This is a genomic window from Methyloglobulus sp. (genome assembly GCF_040079455.1).
In the GTDB taxonomy this organism is placed as follows: domain Bacteria; phylum Pseudomonadota; class Gammaproteobacteria; order Methylococcales; family Methylomonadaceae; genus Methyloglobulus.
Window position 1 is genome coordinate 12,731 of sequence record NZ_JBEBKJ010000008.1, and the last position, 22,679, is coordinate 35,409.

The window sequence follows — 22,679 nt, forward strand, 5'->3', positions numbered from 1 at the left end:
TCCTAATAGTTAACAATTAATTAAGCTCTGGTCGTTGTTGTTCGACCGGAGAAGATTGAGGCGATACCTTACTTGGCTGCTCGGTATGTACTTGCGCTTGGGTGATATGGCTACCTGGCGGCACGCTGTGGGTTAACCAGACATTGCCGCCGATAACCGAGCCAGCTCCGATGGTTATACGGCCTAATAAGGTCGCGCCGGCATAAACGACAACATTGTCTTCTAGGATGGGATGCCGTGGATAACCTTTGACCAAGACACCGTTTTCGTCCTCGGTAAATCGCTTAGCGCCCAAGGTAACCGCCTGATAAAGGCGGACATGTTGGCCTAAAATTGCAGTCTCTCCAATGACGACGCCGGTACCGTGGTCGATAAAAAAGCTGTTGCCAATTTGTGCACCCGGATGGATGTCAATTCCCGTCCAAGAATGGGCGATCTCGGAAATAATGCGGGCAACCAGTGGCACACCAAGTTCATACAATGCGTGAGCCAAACGATAATGGACTACAGCAGTAAGCCCGGGATAGCAAACCAACACTTCGTCAATGTTACTGGCGGAAGGGTCGCCTTCGTAGGCTGCTTGTAAGTCTGTATCCAGCACGGCGCGAATACCGGGCAATTTTGCGGTGAACTGATGAATAATTGCTTCGGCTTCAATATCACTTTCGGTTTTCAAGCCTTGTTGTTCAGCCTTGAAAATTAATTCCAAACGAACCTGCTGGAATAAATCATTTAAGGCACCGGCCAACGTATGCCCGACAAAATAATCGACCGCTTCAGCGCTCAAATCGGGTTTTCCTAAACGGTGCGGGAAAAGTGCTGCGCCTAATTGATCGACTGTACCTGTCAAGATTTTACGAGATGGCAGACGAGGCGGATGTTCAAGGCGTTTGCGGCTTTCCAAAGATTCCAGCCGTAATTGCCGTAGTGATGCAACGCATTGTTCAACACCCCAGTGACTGTTTGTTTTTGAATAAATTGAATTCATAATTTTCATATTATTGAAATATATAATAAAAATATTTTTGCCTATTTATAAACATGTCGAAGCACCAAAATTTTGGACAAAAAAAAGCCAGCGTCCTTTGCAGGTTCACTGGCTTCCGGTTGTCCGGTCAGCAATATAAATTTATTGCCTGTAGTGTCTGCTTTTCAAAGCCCACTGTCAAGTAGGGTTTATTGAGAATTTTGTTAACTAGGAGAAGCGGTTGAATTCCTGATGTGCTTGATTAATACTGTTTACAAATTCCGAAACAAAAAATGGGCGGGTTAATGAACCCGCCCTAAGCCCTGGAGAGGTAGGAGCACAATCTTTCATTCGGCTAATAAAAACTGAGTAAAGCTTGCTTAATCACAGTTACATTCTATCTTCGCTTTAATTTAAAATTAAACGATATAATTAGATTTTTTAATGACAATATAAGATAAAGCTTTTCCCAACTTTTGCTATCACGCTGCATTGAATTAACAACAAATTTGCTGTTTTGAATAGGCCGTTTGGCTGCCGCTCTTTTTTGGCGAATGCAGGGACTTCTCGCCATACACTTGTTTAATTATTTCCTGTTTAGCATCAAGCCAATCCTTAATCTCATTGCCCGGTGAAAAATTCCGTTTTTCCGCTTTGTAGTATGCAGCTTCTGCAATCATAGTTTCTAAAGCGTGCCTATTTATTTCCTGTATCGAAGGCGCAGTTTCACCAAAAAAACCAGCACGGATTAATCCCAGAAAATCTTGGGGAATCGTTTCTTCTATACCTAGTTTTTTAGGTTCTGCATCCGAGAAAGTACCAAACAGGCGATCCCAAATGCTAAGAACTGCACCGTAGTTCATGTCATGCTCTTGGCGGTTTGTGGAATGATGCAAACGGTGTAGATAAGGAACAATAATCAAGTTACCCAATATTTTTTCTCCCTTAAAAGCAACGTTACCGTGGTGAAACATTAAAAACAGAGTGCTGATAATTTCATTCATAAGCACAGCTTCCTTTGCAAATCCAAACAGGGCAATATAAACGGCTTTGGTTATCGCCATGGTCAAATGATCAAACAGATGTACCCGAAATGCAGTTGATACATTCATGCTTAAATCACTGTGGTGGATTCGGTGAAATTGCCATAAAAATTCGTACTTATGGCTTAGGCGATGCCAAAAATAGAGTGATAAATCGAACAATAAAAACGATAAGATCATTTCAGTTGCTGGCGAAAAATGATTCGAAAACCAACTGGTGGAATAATGCCCCGCAATTTCCATCAAAGCTGAAACAGAGAATATCGATAGCACAATGCTGTTAATCAAGTACAAACCAAGATTTGATTTATATGAGTTACGCGAAACCTGATCGGGGCATTTTTTCCATGGAATCTTGTTTTCAAGCAAGGTGAGTAAAACAAACATAAACAGAAAAATGGATATATTAAAATCAGCCATTTTCAATCTTGATAGTAAATTGCCGAATTCCAGAATGGCATCGAGTGAATACATGCTCAACATTATCTGCTCCCTAATATAAAGGCATCATTGCCTTCCTAAGTTTTCATCTTTTGGTTTAATGCAAACGTGTCTAAAGAATTCATATGTTTACCTCTTTAGAAAAAATCCTAGTCGTTTAGCTCAATTTAACAAAACGATAAAATTAGATTCAATCATCTAAAAAACATATATAAAAAAAGGATAGATAAAATAGATGGCGATCTTATATGCTTTAAATAGATATATTCATCTAAATTAATCGTTTCATAGCAAATAAAAATTTCGTTATTATGTAACCCACTCGAAGATTTTTTCAATTTAAAGATTCGACGAGTGATTTCATTTTATTTTTAGGAGACTTTTATGAAGATTAAAAAATTACTTTTAGCGGCCGCAACCACAGCGTTAATTTCAACGGCAAGTTTCCAAACAAGTGCTGAAACGGCGGCGCATTTGGTGACCACCGCACCTTACAATAAATTGTATGCCCTTTTAAAACCTAATGCCCCAGCAATAAAAACATTGGTTGATGGCACAGTTGATCAGATCAGTTATGGAAAACTGGTTACTTTTGCCCGTAAATTGGAGGCGAAGTTGGCCAACAGCCGCGTCACAATAACTTTACCGGATGGCACGGCAGTCTTTGATGGCGGCAAAAAAGACGATCCAGGCAATACGCTCAAACAAGGTAATTCTTATAAACATTATCAGGAGAAAACAATTACGGAAAACTTGAATACCCGGCTTTCTAATTTAGACCCTCAAGAACATACTGACGGCTTGGGCGCTGAAACCCGGTTAAGTTCAGTGACCAAGAAAAAAGAAGCATTTGTGGGTATCCGCTTAGGTGCTCATCTCAATAATTCGGGAACAGCCAGAATATCTGTCAAACCATAGAATCCAGACAAATCCCGATATATCCCTGTTTACCTACTGAAAGTGGACAAGTAAACCCACCAGCGGCTAAACAACGATATACCTCTTCTTTAATTTGTATAAAGCCCTGCTGCAATGGCAGGGTTACAGAATATTTTCTGAGTTAATAATGACAATACCCAAGATTTGGCAACTTCACTAATCTAAATATTAGATATATAAATCTATAAATATCGTTTAAATAAAAATAAACAGTACTTTATGATTGTTTTCGAAAGAAGCCATGCTTTAAAAATTAATTGGAGCAGTTAATGACAACGATTGAAAAAAATTATTTCAGCAAAGAAAGTCGTATCAACGATATCAATGAACAAATAGCCCAAGCGGTCAATGGGATACGTTTTGGTTCAGTTGAAATAATTATTCATGATGGCAAGGTTGTGCAGATTGAACGTAAAGAGAAACTTCGTTTCGACAGAAGATCAGCATTGGATAAAAACACAAAATACTAGCTCTACCGTACCGACGATGAATAACCATTATGACTTAATGCTTGGACTGACCGGATCACCGGAATTCATGGCTGATAATAAATTTGGAATGGAACGACCATAAAGTTCAAGGGGAAAACATGAAACAAAATAAGATCAATTCAATTATGACAGTTGGCCTCGTTGGGTTATTGCTAACCCTGCCGGGTTTGGCAACTGCCGAAGACTATTATCGCAAGACCCGGGGTTACCGTGTCGAACCGGAAACTGATCCGCCATCTTATGTGCGGAATTTGAGCAAAACCCAGTTCGAGCAATTCCGTGATGTGGAATGGCTAGATGTGGGGCTGGAACACCGCACTCGCTTCGAATACCGGGAAAACGATTATCGCCCTACCCCAACTGGTAATAACAATAGCACAACTTTTCGGCACGACCCAGATAGCCTTTGGTTGTTGAGAACGCGTGCTTATCTAGGTGTGCACGATATCCTTGACCCCCTACGTTTTGCCGTGGAATTCCAGGACTCAAGAAGTTACAACGGTTTATATGAACGTAACGTTTCTGACGTAAATGAATTCGAATTGATCCAAGGATACGCTGAATTGTATTTCAAGAATTTATTGGGGCATAACCGCCCATTAAGTATACGGGCAGGTCGTCAACATTTAGAATTGCTGGATCGTCGCTTGGTAGGCAATAACCAGTTCCGTAATACGACCAACAATTTTGAAGGCTTTCGGGTACATTTTGGCAAACCGCAAAACAATTGGGATTTGGATACTTTCGCCTTTCAACCGATTGAACGGCTTAAATATAATTTTGATCGTGCCGATGAGGACACGTGGTTTTATGGCGGTGTTTTTAGTTGGCGGGGGTGGTCGGACTACATCACAATCCAGCCTTACTTTTTTGGCCGCAAGGTCAATGGTGATCCTTATAATTCAAATCCTGATGACCGAAAAAATGATATGGATATATTTGCACCAGGTGTCAGGGCATACGGGGTTATCGGTGATAGCGGATTTGATTTTGATGCCAACATTAACAAGCAATTCGGTCGTTTTGGAGTAACTCGCAGAATAAATGACGAGCCTAAACAGTTTATGCTCCAACATGATGCCTTAGCGTATGCTTTGGAACTTGGTTACACCTTCGATCATGAGTGGAAACCCAGGGTTAGCTTATTTTATGGCTATGGTACGGGCGACAAAGATCCTAACCGGAACATTACCAGCGGTTCTAACGAGCGTTTCGATAGTTTTTATGGCTTTAACCAACCTTGGTCACGTAACGATTACTTTTCCTGGGACAATATCCATGCGCCCAAAGCCAGGATTGGGTTTACCCCACATAAGGATGTTCGTGTTGATGCTGGCTACAACGCCTATTGGCTACAAAGTGAAACCGATGCATGGAGTCGAGCTAATATTCGAGATACCACTGGCAATAGTGGCAGCTTTTTGGGTCACGAATTTGACATTCGTGTACGGCATAAACTTAATACTTATGTGGACTGGAGCTTGAGCTATGCTCGTTTTGAACCAGGCAGTTTTACGCGTAAGCAAAACTTCTTTCTAGATTTCCCAAATTCTGTTGATGGTCCATATACCGACCGGGCCAGCAATTTCTTCTACTTTGAAGTTTCTCTGAATGCATTTGGCGATGGTAAGCCCACCTACAAATAATATTTTTACTTAGGCTTTTCGAACCTGGCTGGTTACCACGCGGGTAAAGCTAGGTTCGGCAAATCAAGGCAAAAATAAGGTTTAAGTTCGCCTTACGGCGTTAGTAGAATCTTATATATCTTATTATTAGATAACGAAATCTAATAATATCATTTTTAATTATTAACAAAGCGATTTACTATACCCCTCATATCTGTAAAACGCATCGTTTCTAAGCTTTATAGAACGATACTAGAAATACTTTAAGAGATTTTTGATTTTTTAGAGACTCCCTTAAGCTTTTAAACAAACCACCTCGGAGCAACCATGAACATCACCAAATCAGCCAAACAGTTGCTAATTATTGCTGCTTTATTACTAAGCGGGACGGCACTGGCGGAAAGAACCCTGCTCAACGTCTCCTACGACCCCACTCGGGAGCTGTACCAGGACTTCAATAAGGAATTTATCAAATACTGGAAAGACAAAACCGGCGAAGACGTTGATATCCAACAATCCCACGGCGGGGGTGGCAAACAGACAAGGGCGGTCATCGACGGTTTGGAAGCAGATGTAGTGACTTTAGCGCTGTCTTACGACATAGACCAAATAGCCGAAAGAGCCCGCCTGTTACCCAAGGATTGGCAAAGCCGTTTACCGAACAACAGCTTGCCTTACACGTCTACCATTATATTTTTAGTCCGCAAAGGCAACCCTAAAGGCATTAAGGACTGGGATGATTTGGTTAAAGAAGGAGTGTCCGTTATTACGCCCAACCCCAAAACATCCGGTGGCGCCCGTTATAACTATCTGGCTGCCTGGGCATTTGCAGAGAAGAAATTAGGTAGTAAGGATGCCGCTAAGGATTTTGTGAAGAAACTATACAAAAATATACCGGTTCTTGATTCTGGTGCGCGTGGCTCAACGACGACTTTTACCCAGCGCAATATCGGCGATGTGTTAATTACCTGGGAAAACGAAGCCTTTCTGGCACTTAAAGAATTAGGCGACGATAAGTTAGATATTGTAGTGCCACAAACGAGTATTTTGGCCGAAACCCCAGTGGCTGTGGTTGATAAGATCGTCAAAAAGAACGGTACACAGGATCTAGCGGAAGCTTATCTGCAATACCTGTATTCGCCAGTCGGACAAAAACTGGCGGCTAAACATTATTACCGTCCGTACCAACCGCAATATGCTGATCCTGCCGATTTAAAACGTTTTCCGAAATTGGAGCTGTTTACTGTCGCTGACAAATTCGGCGGCTGGGCGAAAGCGCAAAAAGAGCATTTCGATGATGACGGCATTTTTGACCAAATCTACACGCCTTAACCCAAAACGTAGGATCAGCCATGCACTAAAACAGATGGGAGAAATAACACCGCTGTTTTTATCGGTACTAAATTAAAACTGAAGATTACTGACATGACACAAAGTAACATTATGCCGGGCTTTCGTCCGGCCATCGGTTTTACCCTGTTCTATCTGGCTTTGATTGTCCTGATACCGCTCAGTGCAATGTTACTGAAAACACTTGAACTCAGCCTCGACGATTACTGGAAAATCCTGAGCAGCAAGCGTGTACTGGCTTCGTTCCGCGTCAGCTTTGTATCGGCGCTGATTGCCGCCGCTGTGGCCAGCGTATTCGGCTTTATTATCGCCTGGACACTGGTGCGTTACCCATTTCCAGGGAAACGTCTGTTCGACGCACTCATCGATCTGCCCTTTGCCCTGCCGACTGCTGTGGCCGGCATTGTATTGGCGACAATCTACGAACCCCAAGGTTGGATTGGCAAGTTGGTGATGGAGGTATTTGGCGTACAAATCGCTTACAAACCATTAGGCATAGTCTTTGCTTTAATCTTTATCGGGCTTCCGTTTGTTGTGCGTACCATCGAGCCGGTGTTGCAAGAGTTCGATTTAGCGATGGAAGAAGCGGCTGCCAGCCTGGGTGCGACCCGACTACAAACGTTTATCAAAGTTATTCTGCCCAATATCTTACCCGCTGCAATCACAGGGTTTGCTTTGGCTTTTGCCCGTGGGGTCGGCGAGTACGGCTCGGTGATTTTTATTGCCGGTAACATGCCGTATGTTTCAGAAATTGTCCCGCTGCTGATTATCACTAAGCTGGAACAATACGACTATGCCGGTGCCGCCGCCATTGGTTTCACTATGTTGATTTTATCGTTTTTGTTGCTGCTACTGGTTAACGGTCTGCAATGGTGGGTACGCCATCGGAGTGGACAGCTATGAGGATATACCAATGAATACTACATCACCTGCCCTGTCGAAAAGTTCCGAGCCGCTGACCCTAGTCGATGCTGACGGGGTACGCTATACGCTGATTACCCTTACCTTGGCAATTATTAGTTTGTTTCTGGTTTTACCACTGGCGACCGTACTGATAGAAGCATTTGCCAAAGGCTGGTCGGCCTACGCATCCAGTTTGGCTCATCCCGATACGATAGCCGCGATCAAGCTGACGTTATTGACGGCAGCAATAACCTTGCCATTGACGACGGTATTTGGCATTTCCGCCGCCTGGGCAATAGCCCGTTTTGAATTTCGTGGCAAAAGCTTATTGATTACGCTAATCGACCTGCCATTTTCGGTGTCGCCAGTAATTGCAGGACTTATTTATGTGTTGATTTTCGGAGCCCAGGGTTGGTTTGGACCTTGGTTATCAGAACACGATATTAAGATCATCTTCGCCGTACCGGGAATTATCCTGGCAACCTTGTTTGTGACATTTCCTTTCGTTGCCCGTGAGTTAATTCCGCTGATGCAGGAAATCGGCCATGAAGAGGAAGAAGCGGCTCTGTCGCTGGGTGCTAGCGGTTGGCAAACATTTTTCAAAATCACTTTACCTAACGTCAAATGGGCGCTGTTGTACGGAGTGCTGTTATGTAATGCCCGTGCAATGGGTGAGTTTGGTGCGGTTTCGGTCGTATCGGGTCATATCAGGGGACTCACCAATACCTTGCCGCTGCATGTTGAAGTCAGTTACAACGAATATGACTTCGTCGGTGCTTTCGCCAGTGCGTCGTTGTTGGCTGGTCTGGCTATTGTGACGCTGGTGATTAAAACTTTCCTGGAATGGAAGCAAAAACAGGATGCCAAAGCGTCCCTAAGGGCGACTGGATAGTCATTAGCATTAACGATTTGATGAGAAATTGGCCATGAGCATAGTCTTAAAAAATATTAGTAAACATTTCGGCGCTTTTTCTGCCTTAAGCGATATTAACTTAGATATACCGGAGGGCGAATTGGTCGCCTTATTAGGCCCTTCCGGCTGCGGCAAAACCACGTTGCTGCGAATCATTGCCGGTCTTGAACAAGCCGACCAGGGCGATGTTTTTTTGAAAGGCGACAAGGTTACAGATAAACCGGTCAAAAGCCGCCATATCGGGTTTGTCTTCCAACATTATGCCCTATTCCGGCATCTGACCGTATTTGACAATGTGGCTTTCGGTTTGCGGGTAAAACCACACAAGGATCGACCCAGCGAAGCCATTATCCGCAAGAATGTCCATGATTTACTAAACCTGGTTCAACTGGACTGGCTACATGACCGCTTTCCCGACCAGCTCTCTGGCGGCCAGCGACAACGCATCGCGTTAGCGCGGGCATTGGCCGTAGAACCATCAGTATTATTGTTGGATGAGCCGTTTGGTGCGCTTGATGCCAGTGTCCGCAAAGACTTACGCCTTTGGTTACGGCATCTACACCAAAACCTAAATGTGACTACAATCTTTGTGACTCACGATCAAGAAGAAGCGATGGAGGTAGCTAATCAGATTGTGGTGTTCAATAAAGGTAAAATTGAGCAAAAAGGCACTCCCAGCGAAATCTATGACCACCCCAGCAATGATTTCGTCTCCCATTTTATCGGACAAACCAATGTGTTTCATCTGGAAAAAGGTGACAGTGATTGGCTTAGGAGCGGCGGCGTAATTCTCGATGATCCCCAAGGGCTTACCGCACATGTGCGTCCACACCACATTGCCGTAGAAAAGCAAAGAGATAAGCCCATATCACCGATTTTTTTGAAAGATTGGCAACATCTGGGCGCGACAATCCGACTGGAATTAAGTCGAGATGTTGAGAACGGCGCAGCCAAGACCGTTTTTGCCGAAATGGCTAACGAGGAATTTAGGCAATTGGATTTGAATAAGGGCGATAAGGTATCGTTGTTCATTAAACATGCCCATTGGTTCAACTGAGCGATGAACTTAAACCAACTCGAAATTCTGCATCTCCTTCAAGAGACGGGTTACAACCTGACCAAAACGGCGGAAAAAATGCACATTGTACAGTCCGCGGTTAGCAGGCAGTTAATGATGCTTGAAGAGGAAATCGGTACGCCCTTGTACGAGCGGCATGGCAAGCGATTATTGGGGCCGACTCCCTTGTGTGAGCGCATTTTGGCTGAAGTCGATACCGTCAACCAAGCGAAGCGCAATATTCGGCAAATCGCCGACGATTACTTGGATATTCGCAACGGCACATTGCATGTCGCCACCACCCACACGCAAGCTCGGTATTTTTTACCCACACCGATTAGCCGATTCAGGGAAAAATTTCCTTGGATCAAAATCTATATGGAGCAATCGTCCCCGTTAAACTTAATTAACTTATTGCACCAACATAAAGCCGATATTGCCATTTGCACCGAACAAATGTTGAGCGATGATAAGCTGGTTATCAAGCCATGCTATGAATGGCATCACATTGTGGTTGTCCCGAAAGGACATGAATTGGCGCAAGGAGAAATTACCTTACAACGATTGGCGGATTTCCCCATATTGACCTATAGCCGAGGCTTTACAGGACGTAGCAATATCGAGAAAGCGTTTGATAAAGCCGAGATTATGCTCGATATAACCCTTGCAGCCGCGGATGCGGATGTTATCAAAACCTATGTGCGTTTGGGTTATGGTGTTGGAATAGTTTCCAGCATGTCGTACGAATCGAATATTGATTCTGATTTAGTGGCGTTGAATTTATCCCATCTCATTCCTGTATCGACAACCAAGCTCGCCTACTTAAAACAAAGTTATCTTCCAAGTTATATGCGCTACTTTATTGAACAACTAGAATCATCATCGCCTAAATTTTATCAATTAAATTGATTAAAAAATTTATTCAAATTTATATTGGCAACAAGGTTTTCTAATAGGAACCGACGGCTGCAGAGAAAGGCACGAAAGTACTGGATAAACGATAACGGACGTTTTCGTACCACATAGACTTCAAATACATTTTTAATGCGGCTTATGGATCAAAAAGAAACGCTAAATATATAGCTGACAATACCTTAGAAAGGCCACTCTGAGATAAAACAAAGTCACAGCAAAGCAAATTAATTTTTTTACACAAAAGCTTTGCTTTGGGAATTTGAAATAGAAAGAAATTAACAGGGGATTAACGTCTATAAAACAGGCACAGAGTCTCATTCAGCTGCGAGAGATATTGTAATCAACAAATATGGCACCGTTATCAAAGATGCCATCACCAATTGTTATGCAGAAAATTAAATCGTGCTAGGTTCTGTTAACATTTGGGCAACGAAAATCAAGGGAGTTGCGGCTTCCAGTCGGCATAAAGCCTTCCTTGGCTTCTGGCAGTCCCTGCCGGAATGACGGCACATGATTTGTGCATTTACAGCTAGCCATTTATTTTTATGGACTTATTTTTAAAGACATATGCCGATAATGAAAAGTCAACAGAACCTAATCAGTCGATTATTTTATAGCTACTACTCGATGCGTCAACTCGGTCACGAAGTTCTTTGCCGGGTTTAAAATGCGGAACGTATTTCTTGGTTAATTGAACAGACTCACCCGTTTTCGGGTTTCGCCCTACGCGAGGCGGACGCATGTGCAATGAGAAACTGCCAAAACCCCTGATTTCGATTCTTTCACCAGTAGATAAAGCTTGGTTCATTTTCTCTATGATACATTTGACTGCCAATTCAACATCTTTAAGTTCGAGATGAGGTTGACGTTTAGCTAATGCTTCAATTAATTCAGATTTAGTCACATTCTATCCTGCAAAAACGAAAGGAATTTTAGGGGTTATTAAAATAACCCCTAAATAATAGCTTATTTTTCTATTTGTTTGAAAATATCAGCAAATGTAGGCGATCCTATAGCAGCTTGCTGGGTATGATCCTTAATAGTAGTGGTTTCCTCTTCACTGTCCTTTGCTTTTATAGACAAAGAGATTGACTTACTTTTCTTATCTATACCAATAAATTTGGCTTCAATTGCATCGCCTTCTTTTAATAGAGTACGGGCATCCTCAACGCGGTCACGTTGAATTTCAGAAGCGCGAATATAACCTTCCACATTATCTGCCAAGGTAACTACTGCGCCTTTTGCATCAACTTCTTTAATGACACCTTTTACTAGGCCACCTTTTTCAGTGGTAGCCAGAAAGTTTTGGAATGGATCTTGTTCTAACTGCTTAACGCCGAGTGAAATACGCTCACGTTCAGAATCGACCGCCAAAATAACCGTTTCGAGTTCATCACCTTTCTTGAACTCACGCGCCGATGCTTCACCGCCATCTTCCGCCCAAGAAATATCAGACATGTGTACTAAGCCGTCAATACCGCCATCCAAGCCAATAAATATACCGAAATCAGTAATTGACTTGATTTTGCCGGTAATTTTATCGCCCTTGTTGTGCGTTGCTGCAAATTCATCCCAAGGATTGGTTTTGCACTGTTTCATACCTAAAGAAATACGACGACGTTCTTCGTCAATTTCCAAGATCATAATTTCAACATCTTCGCCCAATTGCACGAGTTTAGATGGATTGACGTTTTTGTTAGTCCAATCCATTTCTGATACGTGAACCAAGCCTTCTACGCCTTCTTCAATCTCAACAAAACAGCCGTAGTCGGTAAGGTTATTGACCTTGCCAAATGCGCGTGACCCAGCAGGGTAACGGCGGGCAATGTTTTGCCAAGGATCTTCGCCCATTTGCTTCATGCCTAATGAAACACGATTCTTCTCCTTATCGTATTTCATGACCTTAACTTTTATTTCTTGACCGATTTCAACACACTCTGAAGGGTGTCTTACACGGCGCCAGGCCATGTCGGTGATATGCAGCAGACCATCAATACCGCCAAGGTCTATAAATGCACCGTAATCGGTCAGGTTTTTGACAACGCCGGTGACAATTGCGCCTTCTTCAAGTGTTTTCAGTAATTCTTCACGTTCCGCACTGTATTCTTTTTCAACCACTGCACGGCGCGAAAGCACAACGTTATTGCGCTTTTGGTCGATTTTTATAACCTTAAATTCTAGATCACGATTTTCTAGGAATGTGGTGTCTCTAATGGGTCGAACATCAACCAAAGATCCTGGCAAAAACGCACGTAAGGCACCGACAGCGACAGTGAACCCGCCACGAACCTTGCCATTGATTTGGCCGATAATAGTGGCTTGATTTTCAAAAGCACTTTCCAATTCGAACCATGCTTTGTTTTTCTTTGCTTTATCCCTTGAAAGTAGGGTAGCACCCAAACCGTCTTCGAATAAATCAAGGGCGACTTCAATCTCGTCACCTATCTTGACTTCTAATTCGCCATTGTTATTCAGAAATTGCCATTTTGGAATGACACCCTCTGATTTGGATTGCGTACTGACGATTACCATATCGTTTTCGATATCAATAACCGTACCAATCAACATTGAACCCGGACTCATTTGAGTCTTTTTCAAACTTTCTTCAAGTAATTCAGCAAAGCTTTCGCTCATTTTATATTCCCAGGACTGCCATTAATTCAACAGACCTTAATCTAATTTAAAAGGTTAAAAAACCGCAAAAAACGATAGCCTGTGTTTACATTGCTATCGTTGCGGAACTAAACTCAGCACCTGAGCTATGACAGCGTCTATCGTCATGGCAGATGAATCGATGAAAAGGGCATCCACTGCCTGTACTAAAGGGGCTGTTAAGCGTTCCTTATCGCGGCAATCACGCGCTTCTATCTCACTGGTTATCTGTAAAATATTAACATCAATTCCTTTTTCCATCAACTGTTTATATCTTCTTTCAGCCCTTTTGGTGGCGCTTGCAGTTAAATAAACTTTGAAGTCGGCATCAGGAAACACCACAGTTCCCATGTCTCGGCCATCTGCCACCAATCCGGGCGGCTTTTTAAAATCCTTTTGTTTTTGCAGCAATACCTGCCTCACTTCAGGTATTGCTGCAACTATCGAAGCCACATTTCCGGTCGCTTCAGTAACTAATTGGGATGTGATGTCTTGACCGTTTAATTTAACAATCAGACCGTCATCGCATTCAAATGCTAAATCCAGTGTTTGGGCTACTTTCAGGGTTTCAATCTCATTAGACAAATCAACATTTTTTTGCAACAAGGCGATAGCCAATGACCGATAAATGGATCCGCTATCCAGGTAATTCCAGCCCAGTTTTTTCGCCACAATACGGCTAACTGTGCCTTTCCCTGCACCGCTTGGCCCATCGATAGTCAAAACGGGAATATTCATTAACAGCCCTTGCCTCCTATGCCTTCTTCGCAGACCAAAGCTAACCCCAGATTTTTTGCCAAATCCTTAAATTCAGGGAAGGAGGTATTTACATTGGCACAATCTAAAATGGTGATGGGAGCGCTGGCACGAAGCCCAGCGATAGCAAATGCCATTGCGATGCGATGGTCGCCATGCGATGTCACTGTGCCGCCACCTATTATTCCTCCGCCCAGGATGACCATGCCGTCTGCGGTGGGTTGAGCATCAACACCCAATATTTGCAAGCCATCCGCCATGACCTGAATGCGGTCTGATTCTTTAACCCTGAGCTCTTCTGCACCGCTAAGCCGAGTTTGACCTTCTGCACAAGCCGCCGCCACAAACAGCACGGGGAATTCGTCAATCGCCAAAGGTACAAGCTCTTCAGGAATGTCTATACCTTTTAATGGTTTGGAAACAACGTGCAAATCCGCTACGGGTTCTCCACCTACGACGCGCTCATTTAAGATTTCGATACTTGCACCCATCAGTCGCAAAATGGAAATAACCCCTGTACGGGTTGGATTGATGCCCACATGCCTTAATATAATATCCGAACCTGACGCTATAGACGCACCCACCAGGAAAAACGCTGCTGATGATATATCGCTGGGTACATCAATATCGGTTGCGGTCAATTTGCCTTCCGCCGTAATGCTGACTTTGCTGCCATCTTGCTTTACTGGATAAGAAAATCCCGACAACATACGTTCGGTATGGTCGCGGGTGGGTGCGGATTCGGTCACGCTGGTTTCACCCTGGGCATACATGCCAGCAAGTAACAAGCAGGACTTAACCTGTGCGCTCGCCATCGGCATGGTGTAATCAATGCCCTGTAACTGCCCTGCCCTGCCAGTTATTTCCAATGGCGCCGTGCCTTTCTCGGTAGTTTTGATGTCTGCGCCCATAGCCGCCAAAGGCTCAGTGACCCGCTTCATAGGGCGCCCTGACAATGATTTATCGCCAGTCAACACAGTATTAAAGGACTGTCCCGCCAAAAGACCGCTCAAAAGCCGCATGGAAGTACCTGAATTGCCCAAATACAACTCTTTTTGGGGCTCTTTTAAGCCGTGCTTGCCCACACCATGAATCGTTACGCAACCATCAACTGGGCCTTCGATTTGCACACCCATATCGCGGAAGGCTTGCAACGTCGCCAAGGCATCTTCGGCTTCCAGGAATCCTTTAACGTGGGTTACGCCTTCGGCTAATGAACCCAACATAATGGAGCGGTGCGACATGGATTTGTCACCAGGAACACGCGCCTCACCACGCAATTGTCCGCCAGGTTGAACGATAAAAGTGATTGATTTTGACATAGTTTTAGTTTTCGTAGAGATCAAGAAAGCGTTGCCGTGCCTTGCCGGCATAGGTAAAGGTATTAAAAAGTTGCTCGTTATCGTTACTGTAAAGTAGGCTTTCGACTTTATCTAACTCGACTTTAAGTTGCTGAATTAACGGGATTATCTCGTTTTTATTAGCAATACAAATATCCAACCACATAGTCGGATCGCTGGATGCAATACGGGTAAAATCCTTAAAACCACTGGCTGCGTACTTAAATATTTCAGACTGTTCATCCTTATGCCCCAACATATCAACCAGTGCAAACGCCACAATATGGGGCAAATGGCTGGTTGCTGCAAGAATGGCATCATGATGGGCGGCATCCATAATGGCTACTTGCGTACCTAACCGCTCCCAAAATTTCCGCATAGTTTGCACCATGTCTGGCCGCGTGGACTTATCCGGGGTAATAATCAAACGTTTATTGACAAACAGATCATCGACCGCAGCAACAGCTCCACTTTGTTCCGCACCCGCAATGGGATGGGCAGGCACTAGATTATCAGGAACACACCCGAAAACCCGTTCCGCAGCCGTAATAACATTGATTTTGGTGCTGCCCACATCCGTGTAGATGACTTTTTCGTTCCATAATGGCTTGAGCAAGGTAAAAACTGACTCAATCGCGCCAACTGGAGTGGCTATGACAATGCAATCAGCATTTGTTACTGCTTCTGAGATATTCAGGCAATAATCATCAATTACCCCTAACTGCTTTGCGGTTTGCAAATTCACCAAGTCGTCTTCACGACCGAATCCTAAAATCGTTTTGCTTAAACCTTGCTGTCTAGCGGCTCGCGCAACTGAACCGCCAATCAAGCCGACCCCAATAATACAAAGCTTATTGAACATTCAGCGCTTCTGCCAATGCCTTGAGGAAAAACTGGTTTTCGGTGGGCGTACCGATACTAATACGAAGATGGTTGGGCAATCCATAGTTGGCGACTGGCCTAACAATCACGCCTTTACGTAATAAGGCTTCATAAACGGGTTGCCCTGGCCGTTTCAGGTCAACAGAAACAAAGTTTCCTGCCGAAGGTATCCATTCCAATCCCAAAGCTTTAAAACCGTCGGTCAAATCCGTCATCCCTTGGGTATTGACTGCAATAGTTTGTTGCAAATACTCATCATCACCTAGAGCCGCTTCTGCCGCCGCTAACGCTAAAGCATTGTTATTAAAAGGTTGGCGCACTCGATTAAGGATGTCCGCAATCTCAGGGCTGGACAAGCCATAACCGATCCGCAAACCTGCCAAGCCATAGGCTTTTGAAAAAGTACGCGTAATGATTAAATTGGGATTGGTTTTAAGCCAGTCGATAGAATTGATCCGATCCTGCTCATTAATAAACTCAAAATAGGCTTCATCCAGGACACATAGGCAATGCTTGGGCAATACAGAAATAAATCGTTGTAGCTCGACTTGACTAAGCAAAGTACCTGTCGGATTATTTGGATTAGCAATGAATATAACACGGGTTTTGTCACTCACCCGCGCAGCCATTGCGTCTAAGTCATTGCCATAATTTAACGCAGGGATGATTACAGCGCTTGCACCTACGGCTTGGGTCACGATTGGATAAACGGCAAACGCATGCTCGGAAAACATCGCTTCCAACCTAGGCTGCAAAAATGCCCTTGCCACTAATTCCAGCAATTCATTCGAGCCATTTCCGAGCGTTATCTGATTGGCATTCAGCGCATATTTTTTTGCCAACGCTGACTTTAAGTTGAAGCCATTGCCGTCAGGGTATAAGGTCAGCTTGAGTAATGCCCCCTGTATCGCCGCCAACGCTTTCTTTCCAGGGCCTAAAGGATTTTCATTGGATGCTAGCTTGATAATATTGGTCAAGCCCAGCTCACGCTCAAGTTCTTCAATCGGCTTCCCGGCAACATAAGGAACAAGCTGACGAACACCAGCTACAGTGAGTTCATAAATATTGTCGGTGTTATTCATGCGTTATTAGCTGGCCTAGCGAAATAGTAAGAAAAATAAGTAAATTTCAGAGTACAGCTTTAGGATATGAACCGAGCAATTTCATCATACTGACATTGTCTTTCAGTATTTCTAAGGCTTTGGCAACCTTCTCGTCCTGGCTATGACCTTCAATGTCGATAAAAAACACATACTCCCATAAGCCTTGCCGGGATGGCCGCGATTCAATATGCAGCATACCAATTCCAAATCTGGCAAAAGGCTCCAAAATTTTGTGCAACGCCCCCGGTTGGTTACCTGTAGAAACCACTACCGAAGTTTTATCTTTTCCAGTTGATGACGAGTTTTGTTTGCCAATGATAATAAAACGTGTGGTGTTATTCGGCTCATCTTCAATATTTTTAACAAAAATTTTGAGGTGATACAGCTCTGCCGCAGGTCTTCCACCTATCGCAGCCGTGTTTTTGGTTACCGATGTCAATCTTGCTGCCTCGGCATTGCTACTCACTGCGGTAAGCTTAACGTTCGGGAAATTTTTCTCCAGCCACTGGCGACACTGTGCCAGCGATTGCTGGTGAGAAAAAATTTCAGTAATTTGAGCCTTATCTTCAACCAGACCCATCAGGTTTTGATGCACCCTAATTTCGACTTCACCGCAAATATTCAGGGACGAACCTAGAAACCGATCCAAGGTATGGTTAATGACTCCTTCGGTTGAATTTTCTACCGGAACCACACCAAACTGACAACCACCATTCTCGACGGTAGTAAAAATGTCGTTAATGGTTGATTCTGGAATCGCCTTAACCGCATTACCGAAATGTTTAAGTACCGCCTGCTGAGTAAACGTACCTTCTGGCCCCAAATAAGCCACATCCAAAGGTTTTTCCAGCGCCAAACAGGAAGACATCAATTCCCTGAAGAAACGCACCGCCGTTTGATCCGGCAAGGGACCTTGATTAAGTTCTTGTATCCGCCTTAATACCAGTGATTCTCTGTCAGGACGATAAAAAGTACCTTGTTCCCCTAAAGCAATCTTAGTTTTCGCCACTTCCATCGCACAGGCTGCACGCTGGTTAATCAGCTCCAAAATCTGCTGGTCTAGGCTATCAATTTTTTCTCTTAAGTCACTAAGAGGCGTGATTGATGTCATGGGGACTGTGAAGAAATTACGGTTTTAATTTAGTGTGTCCGTTCAAATTCTTTGATGAATTCGCACAGCGCATCAACACCCGACTCGGGCATAGCGTTATAAATACTGGCACGCATACCGCCAACTGAACGATGGCCTTTTAATTCAAACAAACCGTTAGCCTCCGCTGCAGCAAGAAAAGGCTTATCGAGCGCTTCATCAGCAAGGATAAAAGGCACGTTCATCCTGGAACGGACGGTTTTTTCTACAGGGTTTTTATACAAAGCCGATTGGTCGATGACACCATATAACTTTGCTGCTTTATTAATATTGCGTTGTTCTATCGCTGCCACCCCGCCCTGCTCTTTTAGCCATTTCAGCACAAGGCCAACCAAATACCAGTTATAAGTTGCTGGGGTATTCAGCATCGAGCCGTTTTTGACTTGCTGGGCGTAATCGAATACTGGCGGTGTACCTTTGGCTGCATGGCCTACCAAATCATCCCGAACGATCACCACGGTAACACCGGCGGGGCCCATATTCTTCTGGGTTCCGGCGTAAATCAAGCCAAATTGGCTGACATCAACCTTACGAGACAAGATATTTGAGGACATATCGGAAACCAAGATTAATCCTTTCGCTTCCGGCGTTGATTGAAACTCAACCCCATGAATAGTTTCATTTGACGTGTAGTGCAAATACGCTGCATCCTGGTCAAATTTCCAGCTTGCAAAATCGGGAATTTGGGTAAATTTGCTGGCTTCCGAACTGGCGCTTACGATAACTTCACAATAGGCCTTTGCATCCTGGATGGCTTTTTCAGACCACGCACCAGTATTGAGATAACAGGCTTTAGCCTTACCATTCAATATGTTTTGTGGAATTAAAGAGAACTGTGCGGATGCACCACCCTGCAAAAACAGCACCTTATAGTTAGCTGGAATAGCCAATAGTTCGCGCAAATCACTTTCGAGTTCTTCAGCAATCATCGAGAAATATTTACCGCGATGGCTCATTTCCATAACTGACATGCCGCTATCCCGCCATTCCAGCATCTCAGCCTGGGCTTGCCTTAAAACCGACTCAGGAAGCGCGGACGGCCCTGCACTAAAATTATGAACTCTACTCATTTTTTACTCTTCTCCTGAATCGTCATCGTCATTCGTTGTTTCTTGATCGTCTTGTTCTTGGTCTACTTGATCTTCTAGGCCTGAGAAATTCTCGTCAACTTCCCCTTCCTCACCCAGATCGTCATCCTCACCCGCGAGCCCTTCAATCCGATCAACACCTATCACTTTTTCCCCTTTGTCCAGGCGAATAATTCGTACGCCTTGGGTGTTACGTCCAACGACAGAAATACCATCCACGGGGGTACGTACCAAGATGCCACCATCAGTAATCAACATGATTTCATCATGTTCATTGACCAATACCGCGCCGACCAATCCGCCATTGCGTTCCGAGGTCTGGATAGCAATCATGCCCTGTCCACCTCGTTTGTGCTGGGTAAATTCTTCCACCCGAGTACGTTTGCCGAACCCGTTTTCTGTAATATTCAGCACCATGCCTTCTGTGCCAATAATCAGCGAAATGATCTTCTGACCATCCTGCAAGCGCATACCACGCACACCAGCAGCCGTCCTACCCATAGGTCGCACGTCGGACTCATTGAAGCAATTCGCCTTACCTGAACTGGCAAACAGCAACACATTTTGCTGCCCATCGGTGACAGCAACGCCCACTAAAGTGTCGTCTTCACGTAAGTCAATGGCGATTTTGCCATTGGCACGTTGGCGCTCAAATTCGTTTAACGGCGTTTTTTTGACCGTACCAGAAGACGTTGCCATGAAAATGAATTTATTGTCGGTAAACTCTTTAATCGGCAAGATGGCATTGATTTTTTCGCCATCATCAAGCGAGAGTAAATTAACAAACGGCTTACCTCTGGAAGCGCGGCTTGCAACTGGCAGTTGATAAACCTTCATCCAGTAGACTTTACCCCGCGATGAGAAACACAAAATAGTATCGTGGGTGTTAGCAACGATCAGCTTATCGACATAATCTTCTTCTTTGGTTGCCGTAGCTGATTTGCCACGCCCACCGCGTCGCTGCGCCCTGTAATCGGTCAAGGGCTGGGATTTGACGTAGCCTTCGTAAGACATAGTAACAACCATATCTTCTTCGGTAATCAAGTCGCCATCAGACAGATCGAGTTGACTCTGGATGATTTCCGTGCGGCGTTTGTCGCCGTATTCGTCCCGAATGGCAACCAGTTCTTCCCTGATGATCTCCATCAGCCGCTCATCGTTGGCAAGGATATACAAAAATTCGTCGATTTGCTCTAGCAACTCCTTATACTCATTGATGATCTTATCTTGCTCCAAACCTGTTAAGCGTTGTAGTTGGAGTTCAAGAATGGCTTGGGCTTGGCCATCAGATAAGCGATAAACGTCGCCAGCAATACCAAATTGCGGTGCTAAATCTTCAGGTCGGGAGCGATCTGCATCTGCCCTGTCTAGCAAGGAAATAACCAGTCCGGCATTCCAAGTCCTTGCCAACAAGCCTTCTTTGGCTTCGGCGCGACTGGGGGAAGACTTAATCAATTCGATCATGTCGTCAATATTGGCTAGGGCAACTGCCAAGCCTTCCAACACATGCGCCCGTTCCCGTGCTTTACGTAGGTTAAATATCGTCCTGCGGGTGACGATTTCGCGCCGATGATCGACAAAGGCATGGAGAATTTCTTTCAGGTTAAGGCAATATGGACGACCATCCAACAACGCCACCATATTGATGCCAAATACCGTCTGGAATTGCGTCTGTTTGTACAGGTTATTCAACACAACCTCAGCTACTTCACCACGGCGTAATTCAATCACCAGACGCATACCGTCCTTATCGGACTCGTCACGAATCGCGGAAATACCTTCGATCTTGCCGTCTTTGATAAGCTCGGCAATTTTCATCTGCAAAGTCGCTTTGTTGACCTGATAAGGCAATTCGGTCGTTATGATTGCTTGCCTACTGCTATCGCCTATGTCTTCAAAATGGCAGCGAGCGCGGAGATAGATCTTGCCGCGACCTGTGGTGTAAGCACTGTAAATGCCTGATGCGCCATTGATAAAGCCAGCGGTGGGGAAATCTGGCCCGGTGATATGCGCCATCATTTCATGCACGGTGGCTTCTGGATTATCGATTATCAACAAGCAAGCGTTGATGACTTCCGTGAGATTGTGGGGCGGGATATTGGTCGCCATGCCCACGGCAATGCCTGATGAACCGTTAATCAGCAGCGTAGGTACTTTGGTAGGCAAAACTTGCGGTTCGGACTCGGATTCATCGTAGTTAGGGACGAAATTGACGGTTTCCTTATCCAAATCAGCCAGCATTTCATGCGATATTTTAGCCAGTCGCGCTTCCGTATAACGCATGGCGGCAGGTGAATCGCCATCAACAGAGCCAAAATTACCCTGCCCATCAATCAGCACATAGCGCATGGAAAACGGCTGCGCCATACGCACCATCGTATCGTAGATTGCGCTATCGCCATGCGGGTGGTATTTACCCATCACGTCACCGACGATACGGGCAGATTTTTTATACGGCTTGTTATAGTCGTTGCCCACCTCATTCATGGCGTAAAGCACACGGCGATGCACCGGCTTTAAGCCATCTCTAACATCTGGAAGAGCACGACCTACGATAACGCTCATAGCGTAATCGAGATAAGACTGCTTCATCTCATCTTCGAGATTAACAGGTATGATTTCTTTCGCGAAGTTTGACATTAATCCCTAACTAGCAATGTATCAGTTGAAAGCCCTGGCATGGTTTTTTACCGGACGAAAACGCACAAATTCCCATGATTTTTACGGTTCAGGCGTGTTTACTCGGCAATTGATTATCCCATTATTGTATCAAATTGTGCGCTTCGCGTCGAAGATGTTGCGTTGTTTGCTCATATCGCAAAAGAAGTTGAACTGTATTCCCTGTAATTTCTTGCACTTATGAAACGCAATCCAATACAAGCTTGGCACAAAACAACACTCACTGACAGATTCGAGATATTCACCTACCAATGAACAAACAGCAAGGCAATCTTCATTACCAAACATACCTATTCTTCTTCCCGTAATTTGATAGATATTTTCGGATACCTCTATTGAGCAACAGCTCAAGCACCCAAAACACCCAATCATTGCGAAAACCAAT

At 44.4% G+C, this 22,679-nt stretch carries 19 protein-coding genes; 8 read left to right on the forward strand and 11 right to left on the reverse strand.

All coding sequences use genetic code 11. The features are described 5' to 3' along the window. Positions 1-16 precede the first annotated feature (16 nt). Positions 17-997: a serine O-acetyltransferase EpsC gene (gene epsC, locus ABL924_RS03280; RefSeq protein ID WP_349025642.1), complete on the reverse strand. Its 981-nt coding sequence runs from the start codon at positions 995-997 to the stop codon at positions 17-19. A 467-nt stretch (positions 998-1,464) separates the two neighbouring features. Then, positions 1,465-2,493 (reverse strand): sterol desaturase family protein, encoded by a 1,029-nt coding sequence (locus ABL924_RS03285; protein WP_349025643.1) that lies wholly within the window; start codon positions 2,491-2,493, stop codon positions 1,465-1,467. 342 nt (positions 2,494-2,835) lie between these two features. On the opposite strand from ABL924_RS03285, the gene ABL924_RS03290 reads away from it, so the two are divergent. From ABL924_RS03290 to ABL924_RS03325, 8 genes are all read left to right on the forward strand, one after another. Continuing rightward, positions 2,836-3,369, forward strand: coding sequence for a hypothetical protein (locus tag ABL924_RS03290; protein WP_349025644.1), 534 nt, complete (start codon positions 2,836-2,838; stop codon positions 3,367-3,369). A 290-nt stretch (positions 3,370-3,659) separates the two neighbouring features. Further along, positions 3,660-3,860 (forward strand): YezD family protein, encoded by a 201-nt coding sequence (locus ABL924_RS03295; protein ID WP_349025645.1) that lies wholly within the window; start codon positions 3,660-3,662, stop codon positions 3,858-3,860. A 119-nt stretch (positions 3,861-3,979) separates the two neighbouring features. Beyond that, the gene (locus ABL924_RS03300; RefSeq protein ID WP_349025646.1) at positions 3,980-5,527 is read left to right on the forward strand and encodes an alginate export family protein; all 1,548 of its coding nucleotides are present in this window, start codon (positions 3,980-3,982) and stop codon (positions 5,525-5,527) included. 306 nt (positions 5,528-5,833) lie between these two features. Then, on the forward strand, positions 5,834-6,838 hold the full coding sequence (locus ABL924_RS03305) for a sulfate ABC transporter substrate-binding protein (RefSeq protein ID WP_349025647.1): 1,005 nt from the start codon (positions 5,834-5,836) through the stop codon (positions 6,836-6,838). A 93-nt stretch (positions 6,839-6,931) separates the two neighbouring features. Beyond that, complete coding sequence (gene cysT, locus ABL924_RS03310; RefSeq protein ID WP_349025648.1) at positions 6,932-7,759, forward strand: sulfate ABC transporter permease subunit CysT; 828 nt, start codon at positions 6,932-6,934, stop codon at positions 7,757-7,759. Between the two features lie 10 nt (positions 7,760-7,769). After that, on the forward strand, positions 7,770-8,651 hold the full coding sequence (gene cysW, locus ABL924_RS03315; protein ID WP_349025649.1) for a sulfate ABC transporter permease subunit CysW: 882 nt from the start codon (positions 7,770-7,772) through the stop codon (positions 8,649-8,651). Positions 8,652-8,685: 34 nt separating this feature from the next. After that, complete coding sequence (locus ABL924_RS03320; RefSeq protein ID WP_349025650.1) at positions 8,686-9,729, forward strand: sulfate ABC transporter ATP-binding protein; 1,044 nt, start codon at positions 8,686-8,688, stop codon at positions 9,727-9,729. Between the two features lie 3 nt (positions 9,730-9,732). Continuing rightward, entirely contained in the window at positions 9,733-10,638 is a 906-nt protein-coding gene (locus tag ABL924_RS03325) for a LysR substrate-binding domain-containing protein (RefSeq protein WP_349025651.1), read from the forward strand. 604 nt (positions 10,639-11,242) lie between these two features. Here ABL924_RS03325 and ABL924_RS03330 read toward each other — a convergent pair. From ABL924_RS03330 to gyrA, 9 genes are all read right to left on the reverse strand, one after another. Then, positions 11,243-11,548: an integration host factor subunit beta gene (locus tag ABL924_RS03330; protein WP_349025652.1), complete on the reverse strand. Its 306-nt coding sequence runs from the start codon at positions 11,546-11,548 to the stop codon at positions 11,243-11,245. A 62-nt stretch (positions 11,549-11,610) separates the two neighbouring features. Beyond that, positions 11,611-13,278, reverse strand: coding sequence for a 30S ribosomal protein S1 (gene rpsA, locus ABL924_RS03335; protein WP_349025653.1), 1,668 nt, complete (start codon positions 13,276-13,278; stop codon positions 11,611-11,613). Positions 13,279-13,371: 93 nt separating this feature from the next. Beyond that, the gene (gene cmk / locus ABL924_RS03340; protein ID WP_349025694.1) at positions 13,372-14,040 is read right to left on the reverse strand and encodes a (d)CMP kinase; all 669 of its coding nucleotides are present in this window, start codon (positions 14,038-14,040) and stop codon (positions 13,372-13,374) included. Next, positions 14,034-15,374, reverse strand: a complete 1,341-nt coding sequence (gene aroA / locus ABL924_RS03345) for a 3-phosphoshikimate 1-carboxyvinyltransferase (RefSeq protein WP_349025654.1) — start codon at positions 15,372-15,374, stop codon at positions 14,034-14,036. The genes cmk and aroA overlap by 7 nt, the downstream gene beginning before the upstream one ends. A 4-nt stretch (positions 15,375-15,378) precedes the next feature. Next, positions 15,379-16,254, reverse strand: a complete 876-nt coding sequence (locus tag ABL924_RS03350; protein ID WP_349025655.1) for a prephenate dehydrogenase/arogenate dehydrogenase family protein — start codon at positions 16,252-16,254, stop codon at positions 15,379-15,381. Continuing rightward, entirely contained in the window at positions 16,244-17,356 is a 1,113-nt protein-coding gene (gene hisC, locus ABL924_RS03355) for a histidinol-phosphate transaminase (RefSeq protein ID WP_349025656.1), read from the reverse strand. Before hisC ends, ABL924_RS03350 begins: the two co-directional genes overlap by 11 nt. A 46-nt stretch (positions 17,357-17,402) precedes the next feature. After that, positions 17,403-18,488, reverse strand: coding sequence for a prephenate dehydratase (pheA, locus tag ABL924_RS03360; RefSeq protein ID WP_349025657.1), 1,086 nt, complete (start codon positions 18,486-18,488; stop codon positions 17,403-17,405). A gap of 29 nt (positions 18,489-18,517) precedes the next feature. Beyond that, on the reverse strand, positions 18,518-19,597 hold the full coding sequence (gene serC / locus ABL924_RS03365) for a 3-phosphoserine/phosphohydroxythreonine transaminase (protein ID WP_349025658.1): 1,080 nt from the start codon (positions 19,595-19,597) through the stop codon (positions 18,518-18,520). A 3-nt stretch (positions 19,598-19,600) separates the two neighbouring features. Beyond that, positions 19,601-22,255: a DNA gyrase subunit A gene (gene gyrA, locus ABL924_RS03370; protein ID WP_349025659.1), complete on the reverse strand. Its 2,655-nt coding sequence runs from the start codon at positions 22,253-22,255 to the stop codon at positions 19,601-19,603. Positions 22,256-22,679 lie beyond the last annotated feature (424 nt).

Bases quoted from the DNA above. Each gene is read 5' to 3' on its own strand.
- epsC (WP_349025642.1), bottom strand. From the start codon at position 997: ATGAAAATTATGAATTCAATTTATTCAAAAACAAACAGTCACTGGGGT.
- ABL924_RS03285 (WP_349025643.1), bottom strand. From the start codon at position 2,493: ATGTTGAGCATGTATTCACTCGATGCCATTCTGGAATTCGGCAATTTA.
- ABL924_RS03290 (WP_349025644.1), top strand. From the start codon at position 2,836: ATGAAGATTAAAAAATTACTTTTAGCGGCCGCAACCACAGCGTTAATT.
- ABL924_RS03295 (WP_349025645.1), top strand. From the start codon at position 3,660: ATGACAACGATTGAAAAAAATTATTTCAGCAAAGAAAGTCGTATCAAC.
- ABL924_RS03300 (WP_349025646.1), top strand. From the start codon at position 3,980: ATGAAACAAAATAAGATCAATTCAATTATGACAGTTGGCCTCGTTGGG.
- ABL924_RS03305 (WP_349025647.1), top strand. From the start codon at position 5,834: ATGAACATCACCAAATCAGCCAAACAGTTGCTAATTATTGCTGCTTTA.
- cysT (WP_349025648.1), top strand. From the start codon at position 6,932: ATGACACAAAGTAACATTATGCCGGGCTTTCGTCCGGCCATCGGTTTT.
- cysW (WP_349025649.1), top strand. From the start codon at position 7,770: ATGAATACTACATCACCTGCCCTGTCGAAAAGTTCCGAGCCGCTGACC.
- ABL924_RS03320 (WP_349025650.1), top strand. From the start codon at position 8,686: ATGAGCATAGTCTTAAAAAATATTAGTAAACATTTCGGCGCTTTTTCT.
- ABL924_RS03325 (WP_349025651.1), top strand. From the start codon at position 9,733: ATGAACTTAAACCAACTCGAAATTCTGCATCTCCTTCAAGAGACGGGT.
- rpsA (WP_349025653.1), bottom strand. From the start codon at position 13,278: ATGAGCGAAAGCTTTGCTGAATTACTTGAAGAAAGTTTGAAAAAGACT.
- aroA (WP_349025654.1), bottom strand. From the start codon at position 15,374: ATGTCAAAATCAATCACTTTTATCGTTCAACCTGGCGGACAATTGCGT.
- ABL924_RS03350 (WP_349025655.1), bottom strand. From the start codon at position 16,254: ATGTTCAATAAGCTTTGTATTATTGGGGTCGGCTTGATTGGCGGTTCA.
- hisC (WP_349025656.1), bottom strand. From the start codon at position 17,356: ATGAATAACACCGACAATATTTATGAACTCACTGTAGCTGGTGTTCGT.
- pheA (WP_349025657.1), bottom strand. From the start codon at position 18,488: ATGACATCAATCACGCCTCTTAGTGACTTAAGAGAAAAAATTGATAGC.
- serC (WP_349025658.1), bottom strand. From the start codon at position 19,597: ATGAGTAGAGTTCATAATTTTAGTGCAGGGCCGTCCGCGCTTCCTGAG.
- gyrA (WP_349025659.1), bottom strand. From the start codon at position 22,255: ATGTCAAACTTCGCGAAAGAAATCATACCTGTTAATCTCGAAGATGAG.